Source organism: Micromonospora sp. CCTCC AA 2012012, from assembly GCF_040499845.1.
GTDB lineage: Bacteria > Actinomycetota > Actinomycetes > Mycobacteriales > Micromonosporaceae > Micromonospora > Micromonospora mangrovi.
This window is the reverse complement of record NZ_CP159342.1, coordinates 245,233-268,907: the sequence shown is the minus strand read 5'-3', so window position 1 is coordinate 268,907 and position 23,675 is coordinate 245,233. Positions and strand designations below refer to the sequence as shown.

The 23,675-nt window shown below is 73.8% G+C and carries 22 protein-coding genes; 5 read left to right on the top strand and 17 right to left on the bottom strand.

Annotated features, from left to right (window positions below; all coding sequences use genetic code 11):
* Nucleotides 1-12 precede the first annotated feature (12 nt).
* The 7 genes from mctP to ABUL08_RS01270 form a co-directional block, all read right to left on the bottom strand.
* Nucleotides 13-1,668, bottom strand: coding sequence for a monocarboxylate uptake permease MctP (mctP, locus tag ABUL08_RS01300; RefSeq protein WP_350933776.1), 1,656 nt, complete (start codon nt 1,666-1,668; stop codon nt 13-15).
* Nucleotides 1,668-1,910: a DUF3311 domain-containing protein gene (locus tag ABUL08_RS01295; RefSeq protein ID WP_350933775.1), complete on the bottom strand. Its 243-nt coding sequence runs from the start codon at nt 1,908-1,910 to the stop codon at nt 1,668-1,670. The genes mctP and ABUL08_RS01295 overlap by 1 nt, the downstream gene beginning before the upstream one ends.
* A gap of 248 nt (nt 1,911-2,158) precedes the next feature.
* Nucleotides 2,159-3,370 carry a bifunctional RNase H/acid phosphatase gene (locus ABUL08_RS01290; protein ID WP_350933774.1) on the bottom strand — a complete coding sequence of 404 codons (1,212 nt, stop codon included), beginning with the start codon at nt 3,368-3,370 and terminating at the stop codon, nt 2,159-2,161.
* Nucleotides 3,371-3,375: 5 nt separating this feature from the next.
* On the bottom strand, nt 3,376-4,113 hold the full coding sequence (locus ABUL08_RS01285) for a zinc ribbon domain-containing protein (RefSeq protein ID WP_350933773.1): 738 nt from the start codon (nt 4,111-4,113) through the stop codon (nt 3,376-3,378).
* Nucleotides 4,110-4,976, bottom strand: coding sequence for a Nif3-like dinuclear metal center hexameric protein (locus ABUL08_RS01280; RefSeq protein WP_350933772.1), 867 nt, complete (start codon nt 4,974-4,976; stop codon nt 4,110-4,112). Before ABUL08_RS01280 ends, ABUL08_RS01285 begins: the two co-directional genes overlap by 4 nt.
* Before the next feature lie 102 nt (nt 4,977-5,078).
* Nucleotides 5,079-5,642, bottom strand: a complete 564-nt coding sequence (locus ABUL08_RS01275) for a flavoprotein (RefSeq protein WP_350933771.1) — start codon at nt 5,640-5,642, stop codon at nt 5,079-5,081.
* Complete coding sequence (locus ABUL08_RS01270) at nt 5,639-6,865, bottom strand: helix-turn-helix domain-containing protein (protein ID WP_350933770.1); 1,227 nt, start codon at nt 6,863-6,865, stop codon at nt 5,639-5,641. Before ABUL08_RS01270 ends, ABUL08_RS01275 begins: the two co-directional genes overlap by 4 nt.
* Before the next feature lie 237 nt (nt 6,866-7,102).
* Here ABUL08_RS01270 and ABUL08_RS01265 point away from each other — a divergent pair, with 237 nt between their 5' ends.
* Nucleotides 7,103-7,774 carry a bifunctional DNA primase/polymerase gene (locus ABUL08_RS01265; RefSeq protein ID WP_350933769.1) on the top strand — a complete coding sequence of 224 codons (672 nt, stop codon included), beginning with the start codon at nt 7,103-7,105 and terminating at the stop codon, nt 7,772-7,774.
* 533 nt (nt 7,775-8,307) lie between these two features.
* Here the strand turns inward: ABUL08_RS01265 and ABUL08_RS01260 are convergent.
* From ABUL08_RS01260 to ABUL08_RS01240, 5 genes are read right to left on the bottom strand one after another with little or no spacing between them, the layout of a single operon-like run.
* Nucleotides 8,308-9,030 (bottom strand): FAD:protein FMN transferase, encoded by a 723-nt coding sequence (locus ABUL08_RS01260; protein ID WP_350938427.1) that lies wholly within the window; start codon nt 9,028-9,030, stop codon nt 8,308-8,310.
* Nucleotides 9,031-9,089: 59 nt separating this feature from the next.
* A complete protein-coding gene (locus ABUL08_RS01255; RefSeq protein ID WP_350933768.1) occupies nt 9,090-9,698 on the bottom strand; it encodes an FMN-binding protein in 609 nt (202 codons plus the stop codon).
* Between the two features lie 15 nt (nt 9,699-9,713).
* Nucleotides 9,714-11,132, bottom strand: coding sequence for a ferredoxin reductase family protein (locus ABUL08_RS01250; RefSeq protein ID WP_350933766.1), 1,419 nt, complete (start codon nt 11,130-11,132; stop codon nt 9,714-9,716).
* Complete coding sequence (locus tag ABUL08_RS01245; protein ID WP_350933765.1) at nt 11,129-12,508, bottom strand: DUF1501 domain-containing protein; 1,380 nt, start codon at nt 12,506-12,508, stop codon at nt 11,129-11,131. Before ABUL08_RS01245 ends, ABUL08_RS01250 begins: the two co-directional genes overlap by 4 nt.
* Nucleotides 12,509-12,516: 8 nt before the next feature.
* Nucleotides 12,517-14,568 (bottom strand): DUF1800 domain-containing protein, encoded by a 2,052-nt coding sequence (locus tag ABUL08_RS01240; RefSeq protein WP_350933764.1) that lies wholly within the window; start codon nt 14,566-14,568, stop codon nt 12,517-12,519.
* A gap of 449 nt (nt 14,569-15,017) precedes the next feature.
* Here ABUL08_RS01240 and ABUL08_RS01235 point away from each other — a divergent pair, with 449 nt between their 5' ends.
* Nucleotides 15,018-15,275, top strand: coding sequence for a DUF3040 domain-containing protein (locus ABUL08_RS01235; RefSeq protein ID WP_151461528.1), 258 nt, complete (start codon nt 15,018-15,020; stop codon nt 15,273-15,275).
* Here the strand turns inward: ABUL08_RS01235 and ABUL08_RS01230 are convergent.
* Complete coding sequence (locus ABUL08_RS01230) at nt 15,270-16,172, bottom strand: SWIM zinc finger family protein (RefSeq protein WP_350933763.1); 903 nt, start codon at nt 16,170-16,172, stop codon at nt 15,270-15,272. The two genes, ABUL08_RS01235 and ABUL08_RS01230, sit on opposite strands and share 6 nt — an antisense overlap.
* Entirely contained in the window at nt 16,169-19,453 is a 3,285-nt protein-coding gene (locus ABUL08_RS01225) for a DEAD/DEAH box helicase (RefSeq protein ID WP_350933762.1), read from the bottom strand. Before ABUL08_RS01225 ends, ABUL08_RS01230 begins: the two co-directional genes overlap by 4 nt.
* Nucleotides 19,454-19,515: 62 nt before the next feature.
* On the opposite strand from ABUL08_RS01225, the gene ABUL08_RS01220 reads away from it, so the two are divergent.
* Nucleotides 19,516-20,388 carry a carbohydrate kinase family protein gene (locus ABUL08_RS01220; RefSeq protein WP_350933761.1) on the top strand — a complete coding sequence of 291 codons (873 nt, stop codon included), beginning with the start codon at nt 19,516-19,518 and terminating at the stop codon, nt 20,386-20,388.
* Between the two features lie 7 nt (nt 20,389-20,395).
* Here ABUL08_RS01220 and ABUL08_RS01215 read toward each other — a convergent pair whose 3' ends face one another.
* Nucleotides 20,396-20,917, bottom strand: a complete 522-nt coding sequence (locus tag ABUL08_RS01215) for a DinB family protein (protein WP_350933760.1) — start codon at nt 20,915-20,917, stop codon at nt 20,396-20,398.
* A gap of 82 nt (nt 20,918-20,999) precedes the next feature.
* On the opposite strand from ABUL08_RS01215, the gene ABUL08_RS01210 reads away from it, so the two are divergent.
* Nucleotides 21,000-21,206 (top strand): hypothetical protein, encoded by a 207-nt coding sequence (locus ABUL08_RS01210; RefSeq protein WP_350933759.1) that lies wholly within the window; start codon nt 21,000-21,002, stop codon nt 21,204-21,206.
* Nucleotides 21,207-21,213: 7 nt separating this feature from the next.
* Here ABUL08_RS01210 and ABUL08_RS01205 read toward each other — a convergent pair whose 3' ends face one another.
* Both ABUL08_RS01205 and ABUL08_RS01200 read right to left on the bottom strand, forming a co-directional pair.
* Nucleotides 21,214-22,365: a polysaccharide pyruvyl transferase family protein gene (locus ABUL08_RS01205; protein ID WP_350933758.1), complete on the bottom strand. Its 1,152-nt coding sequence runs from the start codon at nt 22,363-22,365 to the stop codon at nt 21,214-21,216.
* 65 nt (nt 22,366-22,430) lie between these two features.
* Nucleotides 22,431-23,009 (bottom strand): TetR/AcrR family transcriptional regulator, encoded by a 579-nt coding sequence (locus tag ABUL08_RS01200; protein WP_350933757.1) that lies wholly within the window; start codon nt 23,007-23,009, stop codon nt 22,431-22,433.
* A 90-nt stretch (nt 23,010-23,099) separates the two neighbouring features.
* Here ABUL08_RS01200 and ABUL08_RS01195 point away from each other — a divergent pair, with 90 nt between their 5' ends.
* A complete protein-coding gene (locus ABUL08_RS01195; RefSeq protein ID WP_350933756.1) occupies nt 23,100-23,669 on the top strand; it encodes a dihydrofolate reductase family protein in 570 nt (189 codons plus the stop codon).
* The last annotated feature ends 6 nt before the right edge of the window (nt 23,670-23,675 follow it).

Genomic DNA, 23,675 nt, shown 5'->3' with positions numbered 1-23,675 from the left:
CTTCCACTCACCTCAGGCGACGGGCTCGCGGGCGGAGTCGGCGTCGCGGTCGGTGCCGGGGACGACCCGGGGGTCGCCCTCGTCGGCGAAGTAGTCGTCCGGCCGGGTGTGGTCCACCCCGTCGGCGACCTTCCCGGCCCGCAGGGCCAGGGTCAGCAGCGCGGCCACCGCCAGGTTGACCAGCACCGCCACGATGCCGACATAGATCGTCTTCTTGGTGTCGAAGCCGAACTCCGACAGCGGGAAGGCCGAGCCGGCGAAGTGCTTCTTGCCGGTCACCGGGTTGGCGATCTGATAGAGCATCCACATGCCCATGCCCATGCCGGCCACCCAGCCGCCGATCAGGGCCCACCGGTGGAACCAGCGGGTGTAGAGGCCCAGCGCCACCGCCGGCAGCGTCTGGAGGATGATCACGCCGCCGATGAGCTGGAGGTCGATGGAGAACTGCGGGTCCAGGAAGATGATGAACGCCAGCGCGCCCACCTTGACCAGCAGCGACGTGATCTTCGAGACCTGCGCCTCCTGCGCCGGGCTGGCGTCCCGCTTCAGGTACTCCTTGTAGATGTTGCGGGTGAAGAGGTTCGCCGCCGCGATCGACATGATCGCCGCCGGCACCAGCGCGCCGATGCCGATCGCCGCGTACGCCACCCCGGCGAACCAGTCCGGGAACTGCTGGTCGAACAGCAACGGCACCACCGTGTTGCTGTCCACACTGCCCGCGGTTGCCCCCGGCAGCGGCTTCACCTTCGCCGCGATCGCCATGTAGCCGAGCAGCGCGATCAACCCGAGCAGCAGGCTGTACGCCGGCAGCGCCGACATGTTCCGCTTGATCACGTCACGGTTCCGGCTGGAGAGCACGCCGGTGATGCTGTGCGGATAGAGGAAGAGCGCCAGCGCCGACCCGAACGCCAGGGTGACGTACTGGAGCTGGTTGTTGGCGTTGAGCAGGATGCCGTCCCCGGGCGCGGGTGACGCCTTGAACTTGGCGTCGGCGGCGTCGAAGATGCTCCCCCAGCCGCCCAGCTTGTACGGCAGGTAGATGACCGCCACCAGGATCACGATGTAGATCAGCGAGTCCTTGACGAAGGCGATCAGCGCCGGGGCGCGCAGCCCGGACTGGTAGGTGTAGGCGGCCAGGATGGCGAACGCGATGATGATCGGCAGGTGCCGGGCCAGGGCGTTGTCGCCGGTCACGCCCATCGTCTTGAGCACCGACTCGATGCCGACCAGCTGCAACGCGATGTACGGCATGGTCGCGACGATGCCGGTGATCGCCACCAGCAGCGCCAGGATCGGCGAGTCGAACCGGTTGCGGACGAAGTCCGCCGGGGTGACGTAGCCGTGCCGGTGCGACACCGACCAGAGCCGGCAGAGCACCAGGAAGACCATCGGATAGATGACGATCGTGTAGGGCACCGCGAAGAAGCCCATCGCGCCCGCGCCGAAGACGAGCGCCGGCACCGCCACGAAGGTGTACGCGGTGTAGAGGTCGCCGCCGATCAGGAACCACGTGATCCAGCCGCCGAAGTTGCGGCCGCCCAGCCCCCACTCGTCGAGGTGCGCCATGTCCCGCGGCGCACGCCACCGGGCCGCCACGAAGCCCATCGCGCTGACCAGCAGGAAGAGGAACGTGAAGACGATGATCTCGGTCAGGTGGTCACGCCACATCAGTGCTCACCCCGCTTCTTGGTCATCTGGTAGACCAGCGTGGTGGTGGCCACGCCGAGGATGATCCAGGCCAGTTGCAGCCAGTAGAAGCGCGGGAACCCGAACAGTCGGGGTGAGTCGGCGTTGAAGAAGGCCGGGATCAGCGGCACCACGATCGGTATGAAGAGCAACCAGTTCCAGGGGCTGTGGTCCTTCGCCCTGGATCGCGCCGTGGTCGGCGCCTCCGGTTCGGGTGCTGCCATGTGACACACCTCCGGGAAGTCGTAACTCGCCATGTGACGGCCGGAGGCTACGACCCTGTGAGCCCCGTCACGTTCACCCCGGGTTCGCCGATGCGCCGAACGGCCCCCCACCTGCGCCGAACGGCCCCACCCCTCCCCCTCCCCCCTCCCACCCCTCCCCCGGCCGCGAATACACGGAAAGAGTGGCCATTCTCGGCGGAATGGCCACTCTTTCCGTGAAAGTGCGGGGGAACGGGAGGGGGGAGGTGTCAGAGGTGGGCGGTGTCGTTGACCAGGCGGACGGCGACGCCGCCGTCGGGGTACAGGTCGAGCAGGGAGATGCCGGCGGTGTCCAGGTAGAGGCGGTGGAGGAAGGCGTCGGTGGCCGCGAGGGCGTCGCGCAGCACGAGCTTGATCGGGGAGACGTGCGAGACCACCACGACGGTCTCCCCGGGGTACGCCGTACGCAGGCGGTCGACGGCGCGGGCGGTCCGCTCGGCGACGGCGACGAAGGACTCCCCCTCGGGCGGAGCGATCCGGGTGGAGGCGAGCCAGGCGTCCAGCTCACCCGCCCAACCGTCGCGCACCTCGGCGAAGGTCCGCCCCTCCCAGAGGCCGAAGTCGCACTCGATCAGGTCGTCGTCGGTGCGTACCGGCGGGTTGCCGACGACCGCGGCGATCGCCTCGGCGGTGGCCGTACACCGGGACAGCGGGGAACTGACCACGGCCGCGACGGACGGCGCGAGCGCGGCCACCCGGGCGGCGCTGGCCCGGGCCTGGGCCCGGCCCCGCTCGGTCAGCGGCACGTCGCCGCGGCCGGAGTAGCGCTTCTGCACGGTCCGCTCGGTCTCGCCGTGCCGGACCAGGATCAGCCGGGTGGCCTCCTCGGTCGGGCGCGGCTCCCAGGAGGCCGGTGTGGTGGCCGGGTCGGTGCCGGTGGCGCGGCCGGTGGCCGCCCGGGCGGCCACCTCGCGCGCCGCGGCACGGGCGGCCGAATCAGGGGCGGCCACCTCGCGGGGCGGCTCCACGATCCGGGGTGACGCGACGACGGCGCGGGCCGGGGGCTTCCCGGCGGCGACGTCCATCGCCGCGTTGGCCAGCGCGTCGGCGTGCGTGTTGCGTTCCCGGGGGATCCAGCTGAACCGCACCTGCGCGAACCGGCCGACCAGCCCGGCGGCCTGCGCGGCGAGCGGGCGCAGGCCGGGGTGCTTGATCTGCCAGCGGCCGCACATCTGCTCGACCACGAGCTTCGAGTCCATCCGGGCCTCGACCTCGGTCGCGCCCAGCTCGGCGGCGGCCTCCAGCCCGGCGATCAGGCCCCGGTATTCGGCGACGTTGTTGGTGGCGGTGCCGATCGACTCGGAGCGTTCGGCGAGCACCTCGCCGGTCTCGGAGTCCCGGACCACCGCGCCGAAACCGGCGGGACCGGGATTGCCCCGGGACCCGCCGTCGGCCTCGATGACGACCGCGCGCACCGCCACGGCGACTACAGGCCCGACTCGTTGGTACGCACCATGATCCGTCGGCACTCCTCGCAGCGGACCACGTCGTCCGGGGCGGCCTTGCGGATCCGGGCCAGGTCCGCGCCGGAGAGTTCCAGCCGGCACCCGCCGCAGCGGGCCCCGGTGAGCAGCGCCGCGCCGAGCCCGGTGTCCTCGCGGATCTTGTCGTAGAGGCCGACCAGGTCGGTCGGGAGATCACCGGCGAGCGGCTGGCGGGCGGAGCGCTTGAACTCCTCCTCACGGGCGATCTCGGCGAGGCTGTCGTCCCGGCGCTGCTCGGTGGCGGCGCGCCGCTCCCGGGCCTCGGCGATCCGCCGCTCGACCCCGTCGAGGACGCCCTGCGCGGTCTCCCGCTGCTCCATCAGCTCCAGCTCGGCGTCCTCCAGGTCGCCCTGCCGGCGGTTCAGCGACGCCAGCTCGTGCTGGAGCGCCTCCTGCTCCCGCGCCGGGATGCCGCCGCCGGCCAGGCGGTTCTCGTCCTTGCTCTTGCGCGCCCGGACCTGCTCGACGTCCTTCTCCAGCCGGGTGATGTCCCGGTCCAGGTCGTCGACGGCGACCTGGGCGCGGACCCGCTCGTCCTCCAGCGCGGAGAGGTCCCGGGCGAGGGCCTCCAGCTCGGCCCGCTCGGGCAGCGTCCGGCGGCGGTGGGCCAGCTGGGCGAGGGCGGTGTCGATCGACTGGAGGTCGAGCAGGCGGCGCTGGACCTTCGGGTCAGCCTTCACGGGCGGGGCTCCTTGTCGTCGGGACGGGGTGCGACGGCGTGCACGGTCCACGGGTCGGTGTCCAGGTCGGACACCACGGTCTCGACGCCCAGGGCGTCCCGCAGGTGGGCGGCCAGGTCGTCCAACCAGGGTCGTTCGGTCGCCCAGTGGGCGGCGTCCAGCAGAGCGGGGCCACCGGCGGCGAGGTGCTCGCCGGCGGGGTGGTGACGCAGGTCGGCGGTGAGGAACGCGTCGACCCCGGCGGCGGTCGCCTCGGCGAGGAAACTGTCCCCCGAGCCACCGCTGACGGCGAGGGTACGAACCATACGCCCGGGATCCCCGGCGGCGCGAACTCCCCAGGCCGTGACGGGGAGCACCGCGGCGGCGTGCCGGGTCAGCTCCGCGAGGGTCATCGGGGTGGGCAGCTCGCCGATCCGGCCGATGCCCCGACCCTCGCCGTCGGCCGGCGAGCCGGACCGGGGCGGGTGCAGCGGGCGCAGCCCGGTCAGGCCGAACCGGGCGGCGAGGGCGTCGGAGACACCCGGGTTCGCCACGTCGGCGTTCGTGTGGGCCACGTGCAGTGCCACGTCGGCCTTGATCAGCTGGTGGACGATCCGCCCCTTGAACGTCGTGGCGGCCACCGAGGAGACCCCGCGCAGCAGCAGCGGGTGGTGCGCGACGATCATGTCGACCCCGGCGGCCAGCGCCTCGGCGACCGTCTCCGGCACCACGTCGACCACGCAGGCGATCCGGCGTACCGGGGTGGCGGGGTCGCCGAGCACCAGGCCGACCCGGTCCCACTCCTCCGCCCAGCCGGGTGGGAAGCGGCGGTCCAGCACGGCCACCACGTCGGCCACCGTGGGCGGGGTTGCGGTTGTCCTCACGGCCGGCCAGCTTACCGGCGCGGGGCGCGCGTCACGCCCTCGGTTGACGAGCGGGGCCCGCGGTGTGGCGAGTCGCGCCGACCCGAGGGCCCCGCCCGCACCTCAGGCGACCGGGACGGCGGAACGGCGTACGCCGGGCAGGGCCGCCAGGGCGGCGGCCCAGGGGAAGGCGTCCTGGTGCCGTTCGCCGGTGCCCGGCGGGTGCAACGGGACGACGTGCTCACCGAAGACCACCGTCACCCCCCACTCCCGCAGCCGGGCCAGGCTCGCCCGGAACGCCGGGTGGGTGGCCATCGCCGCATTCGTGTACGGCACCGCGGCGATCGGCACCCCCGCGCCCTGCGCCTCGGTCAGCAGCCCGAGGGCGAGGGTGTCGGTGATGCCGACCGCCCACTTGTTGACCGTGTTGAACGTCGCCGGGCAGACCAGCATCGCGTCCGCCGGGGGCAGCACGTCCGGGTCGCCCGGGTTCTTGTAGTGGCTGCGGACCGGGTGGCCGGTCTGCCGGGCCAGCGCCGTCCGGTCCACGAACTTGGCGCCGTCCGGCGTCGTGACCACGCAGACGTCCCAACCGTCCTGCTGGGCCAGCTCCACGAGCCGACCCACCTGGCGCGCCAGCGGCGAACCGCAGACGATCACATAGAGCACCTGCCGGTGCCCGCTCACACTCCCACTCCCATGTGCTCAGCCAACTCCGCGATCGGCGCGGGCGGCGCACCCCGTGTGCGACGGAGCACGTCCGACATCACCTCGTGGGCGATCGGCCGGCAGCGGATCTCGGACGGGGCGAGCCGGTCGCCGCGCAGCAGCATCTCCCCCGCGTTGGCCACGTCACCGAGCTGGGTGTAGCCACGGGCGATGTCCAGCAGGTGGTGGGCCCGCCGCTCGGGCAGGAGCGCGTTGAACGCCGGCTCGGAGATCCGGTGGTGGATCTCCACCGCCCGGCCGCCGTCACCGAGCTCCACCGCGGCCGCGGCCCGGTGCAGCTCCAGGTTGGTCGGGCCGAACGACGTCCAGTAGTGGTTCTGGTCGCCGCCGAGCAGCGTCGCCGCCTCCTGCGCCCCGGTGAGCAGGTCGTCCACCGTGGCCGAGTCGCCGATCCGGGAGGCAGCCATCGCACCCTGGAGCAGCAGCATGCCGTAGACCGAGAGCCGGCCCGGGGAGGCGTCGTTGCCGCCACCGGGGGCGAGCCGGTTGGCGATGGTGACGTTGAGTTCGAGGGCCGGTCGGGCCCGGCCCATGGCGACCAGGGCGTTGCAGACCCGGGTGGTGGCGATGCCGGCCAGCAGCGGGTCGTCGGCCCGCTGGGCGACCGCCATCGAGCGGTCGGCGGCCAGCCAGGCCAGGTCGCACTCGCCGAGCTTGCGCAGCACCGAGGAGGCGATCTGGTAGACCTGCCCGAGCAGGTGGGCGGCCTCCCGGGCCTGGTCGCCGCCGTACCCGGCGTCGCCGGCCTGGGCGTCGCGCAGCAGCTTGGGCAGGGCGCGGGTGAGCATGCCGTAGCGGCCGTACTGGTAGGTGAGCCAGGCGTGGTTGACCGCCTTGCGCATGTCGGACAGCGGCGGCGGGTACGGCGCGGCGTCGAAGTACGCGCTCATCGAGTCGTACCGCTCCAGGGCGGCCCGGATCTCCTCGACCTCGACCTGGTCGATGCAGTTCAACGCGTCGGTACGCCGCTCCGGGTCCTTGCCGAGCAGCAGTTGCACGTCGACGGTGAGGATGTCGGCGATCTCGTGGAGGACGGAGAACTTGTCCAGCCGGCGCACCCCGCGCTCGACCTTGTCCACCCAGCTCTTGGACTTGCCCAACCGGTCGGCGAAGACCTGTTGCGACATCTTGCGCCGGCCCCGCCAGTACGCCACCCGCCGGCCTATGGGCAACTCGTCCATCGTCCCGTCCCTCCCCCGACCCCGGTGGCGCTCCCCGGGTCGGTGACCGGCTCTGCCCGTAGGTCTTCAGGTTTTCGCTGGTCGCACAGTCTGTACGTCAGCCGTACAGCCAGTCCTCGTAGTTTTCGTGCAAGTTGCATGAGCCGTTCGTCAACTCAACGACCGTGGGTTACGGCAGTGACGGCGCTCGACGTGTGACATGGGAACCGGTCGATCAGGACGAGAGGAGACGGACACATGTGGGGGAACGTCGTACCGCGCGTCACTCACCTGTCGCCCCTGGAGCGGGTCCGGCTGCGTCGGGTGGCGGTGCGCTACGCCGCGCACGGCTGGCAGGTCACCCCCGGGGCCTGCCTGGCCAACAGCCGCTTCGTCTGCGGCCGGGCCGGCTGTCCCACCGTGGGCTGCCATCCGGCGCTGGAGAACTGGGAGCACGCCGCCAGCACCGACCCGGCCCGGGTGGCCACCTGGTGGCGCAGCCGACCGCACGGGGTGCTGCTGCCCACCGGACGCGCCTTCGACGTGCTGGAGGTCCCGGCCCACCTCGGCCGGCGGGTGCTGACCGCCGTCGCCACCCACCCGGCCGGCACGGGCGTACGCGGACCGGTGCTGGTCACCCCGACCGGGCGGTGGATGTTCCTGGTCCGCCCCGGCGACCCGCTCCGCCCCGAGCTGGAGCACTGCTTCCACGTGGTCCGGCACGGCCCCGGCTCGTGGATCGCGGCACCCCCGACCCGGCTGCCCGAGGGGACGGTCCGCTGGGTGGTCGCCCCGGAGCAGGCCCGCTGGCAGCTGCCCGACTCGTACCTGGTGCAGAACGCGCTGATCGACGCGTTACGCGCGGCCGGGGTGCGGCTCACGTCCGACCTGCTCCCCGGCCATCTCCCGCTGCCCCGGCGCGGCTGGTGAACGACGGCAGCCCGACAGCGACCCCGGCGGTGCCGCCCTCGTTGAACCGGTGACGGCGCGCTCGGCGCCTTGAGCGGGGGTAGAGATGTCCAGGGACGACGCGGCACGGCACACCGACGGCACCGAGCCGCCACGGCACCACCGCCGGTTCCGGCGCTGGGCCGGCACCCGCCCGCCGGGCGCCCGCCCCGGCCGCCCCCGCCCCCCGTTCTCCCGCCCCGCCACCAATTACCGCCCCCCACGCTGACCCGCCCCCGCCGCTCCCACCCGCCGGGCCCGGCACCACCCGGCCCCGGCCCCGGCCCCGGCCTCCACCGAGCCCGGTCCGCGCCCGACCCGACCCGGCCCGGCTCGCGCTCCGCCCGGCGCGGCCCGACCCGGCGCGGCCCGCGCCCGACCCGGCGCGGCCCAGTGATCATGGAGTTAGCGTCACTCTGGGAGATCCACAGCGACGCTAACCTCATGATCAACCGGGGAGAGGCCGGAGGGCTGGGGAAACCCGGAGGGCCGGGGAGGCTGGGGCGGGCGCGGGGTCAGTCGGTGAGGGGGAGGGTGCGGGAGGTGAGGAGGCGGGCGTCGTCGGTGACGACGGCGTGGCGGTGGTCGGGGAGGCGGTCCAGCCAACCGATGCCGGCGGCCCCCATCGCCACGGCGGCGGTGGCGTACGCGTCCGCCACGCCCAGGTCGGCGCCGACCACGGTGACCGAGCGCAGACCCTGCGCCGGTACGCCCCGGCGGGGATCCACCACGTGGTGGCCGCGCTCGTAGACCCCGGAGGTGGCGACCGCCAGGTCGGTGCCGGTGAGCACCAGGCAGGTGGCGGCCGGGTCCCAGGGGTGCCGGACGCCGATCCGCCACGGTTCACCGGTCGCCGACCGGCCGCGTACCCGCACGTCACCGCCGGCGTTCAGGCAGTGGTTGGCCGCCCCGGCGGCGCGGAGCCGGTCCGAGGCGACCTGCGCCGACCAGCCCTTGACGTAACCCGACGGGTCGAACCGGCCGGTGGCGTACGCGTCGAAGAACCCGTCGGTGGCGGCCCACAGGTCGGCGCAGCGCTCCACCACCGTGCGCAGGTCGGCGGAGGCGTCCGCGAGCGGCAGCTCACCCCGGTCGAGGCGGCACACCTCGCTGTCGTCCCGGTAGGTGCTGAACCGGGCGTCCACCTCGTGCAGCCAGGCGAAGGTGTCGTCGGCCAGCTCCCGCAGCGTGGCGGCGGGCAGGTCGTCGGCCAGGTCGAGGCTGATCGCCGTACCCATGACCTGCTCGACCCGGCGCAGGCCGGGACGGGCCGACGGACCGGGCCGGGTCATCCGGGTCAGGCCTTGTCGATCGCGGCCTGGAGCGACTGCTTGTAGGCGTTGCTGGTGTAGGTGGCCCCCGAGACGGTGTTCAGGTTGGCGCTCTGCTTCGCCACCACCTCGCCGGAGGTGCCGCTGTAGCGGGCCTGCACGTCGTCGGCGCGCAGCCCGGACTGGCCGCCCACCGGCATGCCGATGGCCGTCGCGTCCACGATCCGGGTGCCGGAGAGGGTGATCCGCACCTGGAGCGAGCCGTAGACGTCCCCCTTGGCCGGGTCCTGCCCGTACTTGACCACCGGGCCGGTGATGGTGCGGGTGGCCGGCTTCGGGGCGGTGGTGGTGGTCCTCGGTGCGGCTGTCGTCGCCGGGGCGGTGCCGCTCCGCTTCGTCGTCGGGGTCCGGCTCGGCCGGGCCGACCGGGACGCCTCCGGGGTCGGTGCCGACGCGGCGGCTCCCGGGGTGGGGGTGACCCCCGACGTGGGCGGCACGGTGCCCCCGGGCACCACCGGCGCCTGGCCGGCGGGGCGCTCCTGGGCGACCTGGCTGGCCCCCGGGGAGCCCTTGAGCACCACCAGGGCGGTGGTGCTGGCGGCCAGGCCGGTGATCGCGAGGACGGCGCGACGCATGACGGGAGTGCCTCTCTACAGCTCGAAGGTGGCGAGGTGGATCTGCCGGCGGGGCACGCCGGTGCGGCGCAGCGCCCGGACGGCCTCGTCGACCAGCCCGGCCGGCCCGCACAGGTAGACGTCGCGGCGGGTCACGTCGGGCACCAGCCGGCGCAGCCCCTCGGGGCTCATCACCTGCCGGGGCCCGGAGTCGTTGCGGGAACCGATCACGTACCACACGGAGGTCTGCCGGGCCTGGGCCAGCCAGTCCAGCTCCTGGTGCAGGAGCACGTCGGCCGGGGTGCGCGCGCGATAGATCAGCGCCGCGCCGGGCGGCAACTCCTCCAGCATCGCCCGCAGCGGGGCGATGCCGCTGCCCCCGGCGATCAGCAACGCCCGCTCCCGGGTGCGGTGCGCGGCGGTGAAGGTGCCGGAGGGGCCCTCCGCCCAGACCCGGGTGCCGGGCCGCAGGTCGCGCAGGTCGGCGGTGTGCGCGCCGACCACCTTGACGGTCAGCCGCAGCCAGCGGCCGTTGGTGGCGGCCGAGAGCGAGAACGGGTGCGACTGCCACCAGCCGCCGGCGTTCAGGAAGCGCCACCGGAAGTACTGCCCACCCAGCATGTCGATCTGGTTGAGCCGCCGACCGGTCAGATAGATCGAGATGGTGTCGGGGCTCTCCGCCACCACGTCGGCGACCTGGAGCCGGTGCCGGAGGTTGAAGTGCAGCGGCGCGACCACCCGCCCCCAGACCAGCGCGGCCAGCACCAGCAGGTAGCCGGCGATCCAGCCGGTGCGGACCGGTCCGGGCTCGAAGAGCTGGGCGCCGTTGCTGAACTGGTGGCCGAAGCCGAGCAGCAGCGCGGCGTAGCTGGTGAGGTGCAGGTGGTACCAGAGTTCGTAGGGCAGCACCGTGCGGATCGCCCGGATGCCAGTGAGCCCGACCGTCAGCAGGATCCCGGCGGCGACGAAGGCGGAGACCATGTCCTCGTAGTTGCCGAGCAGCGAGCCGACCTCACCGAGGAGGGACTTGCGCTCCAGCCCGGCGTAGCCGACCACGATCAGCGACAGGTGGGCGAGCACCGCGACGAGCAGGGTGGCGCCGAGGTCGCGGTGCAGCCGGGAGAGGCGTTCCCCACCGATCCAGCGTTCCAGCACGCCGACCCGGCTCATCATCAGCACCTGCACCAGCAGCAGGTAGCCGGCGACCAGGCCGGTGATCCGGCCGGCCGCGGTGAGCAGGTCGGTGCGGCCGGCGAGCGAGCCGGCCGGGGTGTCGAACCACCACGGCAGCACCGCGGCCACCAGGCCGAGCCAGAACAGGGCGGCGAGCGCCCGCCGGCCGCCGGGTCCGCGCCGCGGCAGCCCGGGCGGGGGTACGGGGGCAGCCGAACGGCCGCCGTACGGGGAGTTCGTCCCCGCACGACGGCCGCTGGCCGAGATGTCCTGATACGTCACGCGTACAGCTTCATCGGGGTGTACTTCTGTCGCGGGAACACCTTGTCCACCTCCGCGGTCGTCAGCCCGAACCGCCCCTGCGCCACGGACCCGTAGACGTTGAACATGTTGTTGTACTCAGGTACGTCGCCCGAGTCCAGTTCGTTCAACCCGTTCCACGTCCCCAGCAGGGACCCGGCGAGCTTACGCCCCGACAGGATGGTGACCACCCCACCGTGCCCGTGGTCGGTGCCGCCCCGGTTGGAGGCGACCCGGCGACCGAACTCGCTGGTCACCATGACCGTCACGTCCGCGGACCGGTCACCGAGGTCGGTGAAGAACGCGGCCAGCGCGGTGGCCAGCTCGTTGAGCTTGCGCCACAGGTTCCCGCCGTCCTGGGTGCCCTGGTTCTCGTGGGTGTCGTAACCGCCCATGCCGACCGTGGCGACCCGGACGTTCGCGCCGCCCTTGATCAGCTGGGCGAGCTGCTGGAAGGCGCCGCCGACGCCCTCGTACTTCACCCCGGCCGCCGCCTGGTACGGCTTCGCGGCGAGCTTCTGCGCGGTGGCCAGCGCGCCCATCCCCTCCAGGACCGCCTCCTCGACCGGGTGGTTGATCCCGGTGAAGAGCCCCCGGATCGCCTTCTCGGTCGCGGCCCGGTACTTGTCGTCGCCGTTGAGCCGCAGCTCACCGACGTTGTTGAGGGAGATCGCGCCGTTCACGCCGACCAGCGAGCGGGGCAGCGTGCTGCCGATGCCGACGCTGCGGAAGGCGGTGCCCTTGCCGAGCGTGTCCACCAGGCTGTCCAGCCAGCCCCGACCGCCGGTCTCGCCGGGCAGGCCGCCCAGGTTGCAGGCGTCCGCGGCCTGGAAGTGGCTGCGGGACAGCCGCGGGTCGGAGACCGCCGGGACGAAGCCGAGCTGACCGGCCTTGAGCCACTGCTCCAGCGGGGCGAAGGCGCTGGTCAGCTTGAAGCCCCGGCCCAGGGCCAGCGAGTCGTTGCCGAGCAGCAGGTCGGGGCGGCTCTTGGTGAGCACCGGGTCGCCGTCCGGGGCGACCAGGCTCAGCCCGTCCAGCCCGCCGTAGAGGAAGACGTGGATCAGGGTGCCGGTCTTGGTCGCCGCGAAGGAGGCCGAGGTGGTGACGAACTGGGCGGTGGCCAGTGCGGTGGCGGTGGCCGCCGCGCCGGCGACGAAGGTACGCCGGGTGACGCCCCGCCCGTCCTGCTGGGCCTCCTCCAGCTCCTCCAGCCGGCGGTAGCGGTCCGCCTCGGCGGCGTTCTCCGCCGCGACGACGTCGGCCTCCGCACGCAGCAGCGCCTCGACCGGGTTGTCGGCCAGTCGCTGGACGTCCGGGCATTCGGGGTGCAGGGGGTACGAGTACACAGTCTTCTCCATCGAATGCCTCACCGGAGGTGGTGCTGGGGGGAAGCGAGGATCGTCCGCGCGACGGCGGCGATGGCCCCGTTGAACGTGGCGTCGACCTTGGCGGTCGCCGAGACCCCGGCGACGCCGAGGACCAGCGCCTTCTCCTTGGCGCTCAGCTTCTGGTGCACCAGCCGCACGGCCAGCGCGTCCACGTACGCCCCGGCGGTGGCCGGCGGACGGGCCACCAGCTTCTCCGGCGCGGTGTAGGTGAACTGCTTGCGCCAGCCGCCGAGCAGCTCGCCGGCCTCGTTCCAGCCGTCGACCATGGTGCCGGCCGAGGTCCAGGCGACGTAGACGTCGGCGTAGCCGTCCGGGGTGGGCTTGCCCATCGGGTACTGGCCCAGCTCGCGCATCTTGTCCTGGATCTGCCGCAGCCCCTGCTGGTAGGGGGTGCGCCGGTCGTCGCCGGAGAACCCGGCCGACGCCTCCGGCGTCACACCGAGGGCTCGGTACGTGGCGACCAGGTACTCCATCGGCCGGCGGACCTTCTGGCCCACCGCCGCCCAGAACTCCGACGAGCTGAAGAGCGTGATCAGCAGCGGCTTGATCAGACCCTTGTTCGCCGCGTACGTCTTGGCCAGCCGGTCCACCAGCGACTTCGGCGGGGTGTCCGAGACGAACCGGGTGGCGAGGCTGCGGGCCACGTACTGAGCGGTCGACGGGTGCAGCGCGATGTAGGCGATGTACCGGTCGATCGTCGCGTCGGCGACCTTGGGGTCGGCCGAGGCGTTGGGGTCGCTGAAGCCGAGGATCTTGACCTTGCCGAGGTAGTGCCGCTCGGGGAAGAACATGTACTTCCCGTCGGCGACGCCGCGGCCGGTCTGGAGCATCGCGGCCTGCCGGACGTCCTTCTCGGTGTAGCCGCCGTCGACGCCGACCGAGTAGAGCTCCAGGTTCTCCCGGGCGAGGTTCTCGTTCACCGCGTCCTTGCGGGAGTCCACCTGGTTCAGATAGAGCAGCAGCGCCGGGTGCTTGTTCGCGGCGACCAGCATCTCCGGGTAGCTGCCCAGCGCGTGCTTGCGGATGACGTCCCGGTCGAACGCGTTGCGGTAGGTCTCCCCACCGTCGAAGTCGGCGGCGACGTGCAGGAAGTCGTTCCAGAAGTCGACCATCACCTCGAACAGCTGCCGGTCCGACCAGATCTGCCGGGCGATCGTCGCGTCGATCGTCTCCTTCTCCGGCTGGACGCCGCGCTCGTTGAGCTGGTCCCGCTGGTCCCGCAGCTGCTGCGGGGTGAGCTTGAGGCTGGGCAGCTCGGCGAGCTTCAGCTCGGCCTTCGTCGGCGCGATCTTCTCCGGGTCGAGCTGCCAGCGCAGCCACGCGTCGATGCCGAGACGCTTGATGTCCGCCAGCACCTTCGGCGTGGGGCCGAAGGTGGCCCGGCTGGCCAGGTGCCGGATCGGGTCCTTGGCGAGGACCGTCTTGACGGTCACCTGGGTCTCCGCCGCGGCGGCGGCCGGGCCGGAGAAGATCCGTCCGCCGGTCGGCGAGTTCTTCTTCAGCGCCGCACCGGCCCGGGAGCCCATGTAGCTCTCGTTCTGCTCGGTGTAGGTGCGCACGGTGCTGGGCTGCTGGCCGCTGGGTCGGGCCGCGGTGCCGTCGGTGACCGTGGTGCCGGTGGCGTCACCGGCCTGCGGGGCGTCGGCGAAGAGACCACGCACCTGGGGGGTCATCGCGAGGGCGGCGCCACCGGCGACCACCGCTGCGGTGCCACCGAGCGCGGCGAGGGCCCGCCGCCGGCCGACCCGTCGGCCCGGCTCGTCGTCATCGTCCAGGTTGGGCAGTCCCGGGCCGGGCTGCGGGTAGCCGGCCGGCTGCGGCTGGCCCTGCCGGCCGAAGCCGTCCGGGCCGACCCACTGTGGACCGGCGGCGGGGAGGGTGCCGGTGGTGCCGGCGTAGCCGCCCTGGCCCGCCTCGACGCCGTACGGCGTGACGTGCCGGTCGCGGTAGCCGTCGGCGGTGGGGCGCTGGCGTCCGTCCCAGCCGCGGTCGGGCCGGGGTCGACGTGGTGGCACATTCTGGTCGGCCATGTACCAATCCCGTTTTCTTCGAGCGCCGACACACCTGCGACCGGGGGAAGGGCAGCAGCGGCGGCGACTGTTGCGGAGGAGTTGCTACGGGAAAGTAGCCACGGGCCGGACGGGTCTCAAGGCGGTCCGACGGCACCCGCGAGGGCACTTAAGACGGTGCTCAGGGCGTGTCCCCGCTGGCCGGTCCGTCCCGGTCCGGTCCCCGGCGTCCGGAGCAGGGACGACACAGCCCCGGACGGCGACCACGTAACGTTTCGGTCCGCTGCGACGCTGACGCGACCGTTCATTGCCACAGGGAAACTTAAGGTGGCGATAAGCCTGCCCTGTGCTCGCCCGGGCGGCGGATCCGGTCCGCCCGTACCGGGAAAGTAGCAGCAGCAGGAGCGCGTGACGGCCCTGAGTTGCGGGTATGCCGCCGGACCGCTGAAGCCTGAGGGGAAGGCACCGCCATGCTCAGCAAAGAGGATCAGCGCAGGTTCGAGCAGATCACCCGTCAGCTGCGGGAGAGCGATCCGCAGTTCTTCGCCCGGCTCGACCACCGTGCCCGGGGCCGCCGTGGCCGCTACCTGATGCTGTTGACCATCGTGCTGTGGGCCTCGCTGCCGGCGATGACCGTGCTGGCCGGCCGGCTGGCCGGCGCCATCTGCGCCGTGGTGCTGGTGGCCAACGCCGGGCTCATGTGGCGGTTCCGGCGACGCTGGCTATGACGCGTCCGGCCCGGACCGGCCGAACTCCCGGTACGCCCGGCGCAGCCGCTCGACGAGGCCGGGGCCGCCGATCGCCGGCCCCGGTGGGGCGAGCTGACGCAGCAGCAGCTCGGAGCCGGTGGCCAGGGTGGGTGGCCGGTCGGGCAGCGGCACCGGGGGCAGCCAGAACCGGTCCACCGCGTCGGCCAACGCAGGTGCGGGCACCGTACCGAGCACCCGCGCCGCTCCGGCGGCCGGCAGCTCCGGCGTGGAGCGTGCCGGCGCATCCGCCGCCGCCGGCCCGTCGACGGGCGCCACGGCGGGGGTGGTGGCGCGCAGCGTACGGAGCCGGTCCAGCAGCTCGGTGCGGCTGCGACCCCGCCAGTGCAGCAGCCGGAACGGGTCCGCGTCGAACGCCTCGGCGAGCAGGTAGAAGCTCGCCGCCAGGTGCTTGCACGGGACCGCGAAGTCGGGGCAGGAGCAGGCCTGCGTCAACTCGGCCACGCCGGCCGGGAAGAGCGGCGCGCCCGCGTCGGCGAACACCTGCTCCAGCTCGGGCGGGAGGTCACCGGCGAGCAGCCGGGCGCTGAAGAACGCCTGGCCGGCGAGGTCCGCCTCGATCCGCTCCCAGCCGTCGGGCGGGAACGCCGCCAACCCGATCCGCACCTGGTACGGCTCCGGCCGGGAACCCTGCACCGCCGCGGTGACCAGCCCGGGCGTCACGTCCAGCCGCAGCACCTGGCCCCGGCGCGCGTACGCCCGGCCCCGGGTGAGTCGGGTGCCCAGCGCGAACGACTCCAGCACCTCCAGGAACCGCCGCGACCACCAGGACTGCCCGATCGCGCCGCGGGTGCTGCGCGCCTTCAGTCCGCCCTCGACGCGGCGGGGCGGGCCGTACTCGGCGAAGGGGCCGCTCACTCCACCACCGCCCCGGCCTCCAGCGCGAACAGCTCCCGCAGCGCCCCGGTGGAGAGTTCGGTGACCCACTGCTCGCCGCTGCCCACCACGCGGGACGCCAGGCTGCGCTTGTCCGCGATCATCGCGGCCACCTTCTCCTCGACGGTGCCCGCGCAGACGAACTTGCGGACCTGCACCCGGCGGCGCTGGCCGATCCGGAAGGCCCGGTCGGTGGCCTGGTCCTCGACGGCCGGGTTCCACCACCGGTCCACGTGCACCACGTGGTTGGCGGCGGTGAGGGTGAGCCCGGTGCCGCCGGCCTTGAGCGACAGGACGAAGAGCGGCGGGCCGTCCGGGGACTGGAACCGGGTCACCATCGCGTCCCGCTCGGCCTTGCCCACCCCGCCGTGCAGGAAGAGCACCTCCCGGCCGGAGCGGGCCGACAGGTGCCCGCGCAGCATCCCGCCGAACTCGGCGTACTGGGTGAAGAGCAGGGCCCTCTCCCCCACGCCGAGCACCTCGTCGACGATCTCCTCCAGCCGCTCCAGCTTGCCGGAGCGGCCGGGCAGCGCCGAGCCGTCCCGCAGCAGCTGCGCCGGGTGGTTGCAGACCTGCTTGAGCCGGGTCATGGTGGCCAGCACCAGCCCCCGGCGTTCCATCCCGTCGCTGGACTCGATCTTCGCCAGCATGTCGTCGACCACCGCCCGGTAGAGGGCGGCCTGCTCGGCGGTGAGGTTGCAGAGCACCTCCATCTCCAGCTTCTCGGGCAGGTCGGAGATGATCGACGCGTCTGTCTTGAGCCGGCGCAGCACGAACGGCCCGGTGATCCGGCGCAGCCGCGCGGCCACCTCCTCGTCGCCGTGCCGCTCGATCGGCTCCGCGTAGGCCTTGCGGAACGCGGCTGCCGGGCCGAGCAGCCCCGGATTGGCGAACTGCATGATGGACCAGAGGTCGGCGAGCCGGTTCTCCACCGGCGTACCGGTGACCGCGACCCGGTGCCGGGCGGGCAGCGACCGGACGGCCTCCGCCTGCCGGGTCGAGGCGTTCTTGATCGCCTGGGCCTCGTCGACCACCACCCGGTGCCAGTCGATCCCGGCCAGCTCGACGGCGTCCCGGGCGGCCACCGAATAGGTGGTGAGGACCAGGTCCGCCGCGTGCACGACCGCGGCGAACCCCTCGCCGCGCGCCCGCTCGGCCCCGTGGTGCACGTGTACGCGCAACCCGGGGGCGAACTTCGCCGCCTCCCGCTGCCAGTTGCCGACCAGCGACATCGGGCAGACCAGCAGGGTCGGCCCCGCCCCGGGTGGGTCCCCGGCGAGCAGGGCGAGCAGCTGCACCGTCTTGCCCAGCCCCATGTCGTCGGCGAGCACGCCCCCCAGCCCCAGCGACTGGAGGAACGCCAGCCACGCCAACCCCCGCCGCTGGTAGGGGCGCAGCGTCCCGTGGAAGCCCGGCGGCGGATCGGCCGGGGTGAGCCGTCGTTCCGCCTCCCCGGCGAGCAGCTCACCGAGCGCTCCGTCGGCGGTCACCTCCAGCACCGGCAGCTCGTCCGGCCGGTCGCCGTCGGCGAGCCCCAGCCGGAGCAGGTCGGCCACGGTCAGCTCGCCCGCCGAGCGGAGCAGCCGCAGGCCGGCGGCCAGCCGCTTCGGGTCCAGCTCGACCCAGCGTCCGCGAAGGCGGACCAGCGGGGACTTCACCTCGGCCAGGGCGGCCAGCTCCTCGGCGGTCAGCGGCTGGTCGCCGAGGGCCACCTCCCACCGGTAGTCGACCAGCGCGTCCAGCCCGAGCGCGCTCGCGGCGGCGACGGTGCCCGGGGCGGTCCGGCTGCGCGCCCGCAGCCGCGCCCCGAGCCGGGACGAGGGTCGCCGCCACCAGGTGGGCAGCAGCACCCCGAAACCGGCCGCGTGCAGCACCGGCGCGCCCTCGCGGAGGAACCGGTGCGCCCCCTCCGGGTCCAGCTCCATCCCCTCCGGCGCGGCGGTACGCAGTGCGTCGTCCAGCTCCGGCCAGAGCCGGCTGGCCCGGCCCAGCTCGGCGAGCAGGGTTTCCTGCGGGGCGTCCACCGCGAGCGCGGCCAGCGGGCCCGGGGCCTGCCACACCTGGGCCGCCTCGACCAGCAGCCCCGGTTCGTCGGCCGGTTGCAGGCCGAACTCCACCCGCCACCGCCCGCCCTGCGTCACCACGGCCGTGGGGTCGGCCGGCACCACCAGGAGCGGCTCGTCGATCTCGTCGGGGTCCGGCTCGACCAGCCGGAAGCTGGCCCGGACGGCCCCACCGACGGCGTCCCGCTGCCACCGTTCCAGCTCGGTCCGCAGCACCTCCAGCGCGGCCGGGTCGGTGGCGAACTCGCGCCGCTGACCGGTCAACGCGGCCAGCCAGGCCGGGACCGCTCCGCCCGGCCGGATGCCCCGGGTCAGCCCGGTCTCCCCGAGCGCGGCCCGGGCGGCGGCGTCGGTCAGCGCGTCCAGCGCATCGGCGACCAGGTCACCCGGCCCGTCGGTCGCGGGGGCGTCCCGCCCGTCGGTGGGTCCGCCCGCGCCGGCTTCGGGCGCGGACGAGCCGGTCCGACGCGTCGGTCCGACGGCGTCCGGCGGGGTCGCGGCGCGGGCCGCCGGGGGCAGGGCCAGGGCGAGGGCCCGCGCCCAGCCGGCGTCGGTCCCGGTGAGCAGCGGCCGCCAGACGGCCCGGGCGGTCACCGGGTCGGCAGTCCGCGGCACCGCGCGAGCGGACTGCGCCTGGTCGACGGCCGCACCGGACCGGCCGTCCGGCGCGGCTGCCGCGCCGCCGAAGGGCGGGAACACCGGCGCTGCCGGCGGCGCGACGGCCGGGGACCCGGCGACGGGATCGGCGACGGCCGGCAGGAGACGGCCCCGGCCGACCAGGTCGGTGGCGAAGTCGGCGATCTCGGCCAGGTGGCGCAGGGTCGCCCCGGGCACGGCCGGGACGTCGTCGAGCGCCCGGAGCAGGGCGAGCGCGGCGTCCGGGGCGTACACCAGGGTGGGGGCCCGCCAGCCGGCGAGGGTGACCGGACCGCGCAGCGGTTCCGCGACGGTGGTCCGGACGAGTTCCGGGGAGTCCAGCGGTGAGCCGGCCCGGGTCGGCAGGCGGAGCCGTACGGTGCTCGCCTCGGCCGGGGGGTCGCCGAGCACGGCGGCCAGCGTGGCGTGGTCCGCGGCGAACGGGTGGGGCCGCTCCCCCGGGGCCCGGCCGGGCCGGCGCGGTGCCCGGGGCGGCCGGGAACTCTCCTCGGCCCAGACGGCGAGACCGACGCCGGACAGCCACACCCCGTGGATGACCAGCACACGCTCCCCCTCGTCGACGCCCGCCCCAGGATAGGCGGCCCGGGCCGGCTACCGTCGGCGCCATGTTCGATCTTCTCGTGCTCGGCGGGCTCGGCGTGGACATCCGCACCCAGGTGCCCGGGCTCCCGCTACCGGCCGTCGACTCGCTCCCCGTCCCCCCGATCGACCTGCGGATCGGCAACACCGGTGCCGGGGTGGCCCTGGCGGCGCACGCGCTGGGCCTGCGGGTGGCGCTGGTGGACGTGCTGGGCACCGACCCGGCCGGTGACGTGGTCCGGGCGGCGCTGGGCCGTACGTCGGTGCACGCGGTGCTGGTCGACGCCCCGGCGGGCACCCGACGGTCGGTGAACCTGGTGGACCCGGCCGGGCGGCGGATGTCGCTCTACGACCCGCGCCCCTGGCAGGGGCCGGCACCCTTCCCGGCGGCCGAGCTGACCGCGCTGGTCCGGGACGCGGCACACGTGCACGTCTCGATCATGGACTGGGCGCGGGAGGCCCTGCCGGAGCTGCGCGCCGGGCTCGGCGACGGGGTGTCCCTCTCCACCGACCTGCACGACTGGGACGGCGAGAACCCCTACCACCGGCCCTTCGCCGAGGCCGCCGACCTGGTCTTCGTCAGCGGCGTACGCCTCGGCGACCGGGCCGCGTCGCTCGCCGCCGAGCTGGCCCCGCGCACCGTCCTGGTGACCGGCGGCGAGGCCGGTGCCGTCCTGCACACCCCGGACGCGCCGCCGCTGCGGGTGCCCGCCGCCGTGCCGCCCGCCCCGGTGCGGGACACCAACGGCGCGGGCGACGCCTTCGTCGCCGGTGTGGTCGCCGCCCGACGACGGGGCGACGCGCTGCCCGACGCCGTCGGTTACGCCGCGCGGGTCGCCGCCGCCGCGATCACCCACGACGGCATGGAGTATCCGCCGGGCCTGCTGCCCCGACCCTGATCCGCCGTCAGACCGCCCCGGTCTCGCCGTCGGTCAGCTCGCGCAGGATGTCGGCGTGCCCGGCGTGCCGGGCGGTCTCCTCGACCATGTGGACCAGCACCCAGCGCAGCGACACCTCGCCGAGCAGCGGGTGCGGCACCACGTGGTCGAGGTCGAACCGGGCTGCCACCTCGCGGGACCGGGCACAGGCGGCCTCGTACGCCGCGATCAGCGTCTCGACGGTCTCCCCCGCGTCGAGGGTGAAGCCCTCCGTGGTGCCCTTCTCGTCGGTGCGGTGGACCTCGCCCGGCTCGGGCGCGAAGAGCAGAGGGAACCAGTTCTCCTCCACCAGCGCCAGGTGCTTGAGCAGGCCGGCGAGGGTGGTCAGGGACGGCACCAGGCGACGGCTCGCGTCGGCGTCGGAGAGCCCCCGCACCTTCCGCAGCACGATGCCCCGGTGGAAGTCGAGGAACGCGTCGAGGACGGCCCGCTCGTCGCCCGTGCGGGCGAGGACCGGGGCGAGCGTGGGGTCGATCTGGATGTCCGCCATCTCGACACCGTAGCCACGGCGACCGTCCCGCGCCGCCCCGCTATCCGCTGCGCCGGGGTCGCCGCCGGGGCAGGATGGGCGCATGGCATCCACGGCGCAGATCCCCCTGGTGGGCGGCGAGGCCGACGGTGAGACCGTCACCGTCGAGCTGGACAGCAACGGCCGCCCGCCGCTGACCCACCACCACCTCGGCGAGCAGGGGCTCGCCGGGGCGCAGATCTACGAGCTGGAGTCCGACGACGGCCGGGGCCAGCCGTGGATCTACACCTGGCGGGGGCCCGCGGTCTGAGCGGGGATCACCGCACGCCGACCGGGGACATCACCCGCGAACGGATGCTCTCCAGCACCCCGCGCGTCACGTGCGAGGTGCCGCGGGCCTGCTCGCAGACCTCGGCCACCCGCAGGGCGGTGGCCTCCGCGCGGGACGCCCGCTCGTCCCACAGCCGGTCGACCTCCGCCAGCAGGGGGCCCTCCACCTCCCGTTCCACGCCGCGCAGCGCCGGCACCCCGAGCCGCTGGGCCAGGTCGAAGACCTTCCCGGCGTACGGCAGCGGCAGGAAGGGCGTGCCCTGCATGGCGGCGAAGATGAGGAAGTGCAGCCGCATGCCGACGGCCAGGTCGAAGTGCTTCATCAGCCCGAGCACCTGCCGGGGCGAATAGTCGCCGTGCAGGATCCGCCCCCGCTCGGCGGCGATCATGTGCGACATCACGCCGTGCGAGTGCCGGATGTCGTCGCGTTCCATCGGCACGAAGAGCACGTACGCGTCGATCCGGTGCACCAGGAAGTCGCCGATCTGGGCGAGCAGCCGGTGGTAACCGTCCACGTCCAGCCGTTCGGCGGCCCGGCCCGGCTCCCGTACGCTCAGCCCGACCAGCCGCTTGCCAGCCGGTACGCCCTCCTCCCGCAGCCAGTTCTCCGGGAACTCCTCGGGTTGCAGCAGGAACGCCGGGTCGGCGGTGACGGTGATCGGGTTCACCAGGCCGGCCTCCTCCAGCACCATCCGGGACTCCTGGTCCCGGACGGTGACCTCGGTGGCCTCGGCGAGGGTCTCCCGGACCATGCCGCTGTCCACGCCGTCGCTGAGCGGCCCCACCCCGACCGCGTACGTCAGCAGCGGCAGCCCGCGCTCCTGCGCGACCCGCACCACCCGCAGGTAGCGCCGCGCCTCCCGGTCGTAGAGGATGCCGCCGCCGCCGAGGATCAGCAGGTCCAGCTCGGCCAGGATCACCGACGAGTCGGCCCGGCTCACGCCCTCCCAGGGCACCGCCTCCACGTCGGGATGGGCCAGCGCGGTGTGCGCCGGGTTCCGGGAGAAGACGATGATCCGGGCCCTCGGCTCCTGCCGCCGCAGGTCGGCGAGGAGGCCGGTGAGGATCGCCTCGTCGCCGAGGTTGCGGCCCCCGTACGAGCCGAGCACACCGATGGTCAGTCCGGCACCGTCCCTCATCCGCGCTCCTCCCCAGGTCGCCTCCAGCGCGGTTTCCCGTTGGGCCGGTGGACATACCTGGGCGGTCAGCCGGTCGCCGGACCCACCAGCCGGGACACCAGGGCCGAGACCACCTGGTCGGGGTCGAAACCGGCGTCGACCGAGGTGGTGAGCAGGTCCAGCAGCAGGCCGTCGACGGCGTAGTGCAGCAGGGCGACCTCGAAGGCGCCGCCGGGCAGCCCCGCCGCGACGTGGAAGGCGACGTCGTCGGCGTACCCCCGGCGGAGCACGTCGCCGAGGGCGCGGCGCAGTTCGGGCCGGCGGGCTCCCTCCAGCCGCAGTTCGAACAGGGCCCGGGTGAGGTCGGGCTCCCGGGTGGTCCGCGCCACGATGTCCCGCAGGTGGTCGGTGACGAGTTCCACCGACGGCTCCCGCTCGCCGAGCCGGGCGACGGCCGCCGGGTCGGGCGCGATCCGGTCGAAGATCCGCTCGGCGAGCCCGGCGAGCAGCGCGGCCCGGGACGGGAAGTAGTTGGAGGCGGTGCCGGTCGGCAGGCCCGCCTCCGCGTCGACCGCACGGTGGGTCAGCCCCCGCGCGCCGGCGGCGGCGAGCACCCGCAGCCCGGCGTCGGCGAGGAGGGTACGTCGTTCCGGGTTCCTGGCCACCCGATGACCCTAGCAAAACCACGACAGGTGTTGTAGATTCTGTCTCAACCACGACGGCCGTTGTGGTTGAGACCGGACATCGGAGCAGGTTTGCGCAAGCTCGTCTACTACGTCGCCAGCACCCTCGACGGCTTCATCGCCGCACCCGACGGATCCTTCGACTTCTTCCCGCTGGAACCGGACCCCCAACTGGTCGCCGAGTGGCCCCAGACCTTCCCCACCGCCGTGCATCCGCACCTCGGCCTCGACGCGCCACAGGGCCGGTTCGACACCGTCCTGATGGGACGCGGCACCTACGAGCCGGCCCTCGCGATCGGCGTCACCAGCCCGTACGCCCACCTCAAGCAGTACGTCTTCTCCCGTTCCCTGCCGCCGTCCGACGACCCCGGGGTGGAGATCGTCGCGGGCGACCCGACGACCCTGCTACGCGAGCTGAAGCAGCAACCAGGTGGGGACATCTGGCTCTGCGGCGGTGGCCGACTGGCGGGTCAGCTCCTGTCCGAGGTGGACGAGCTGGTCGTCAAGCTGAACCCCGTGGTCGCCGGCAGCGGCATCCCGCTCGTCGCCCGGGGCTTCGAGCCGTACCGCCTCACGCTGGTCGACTCCCGACCGGTGGCCAACGGGGTGCTGCTCCTGCGCTATGCCGCGACCGGGCGGTAATCGGCT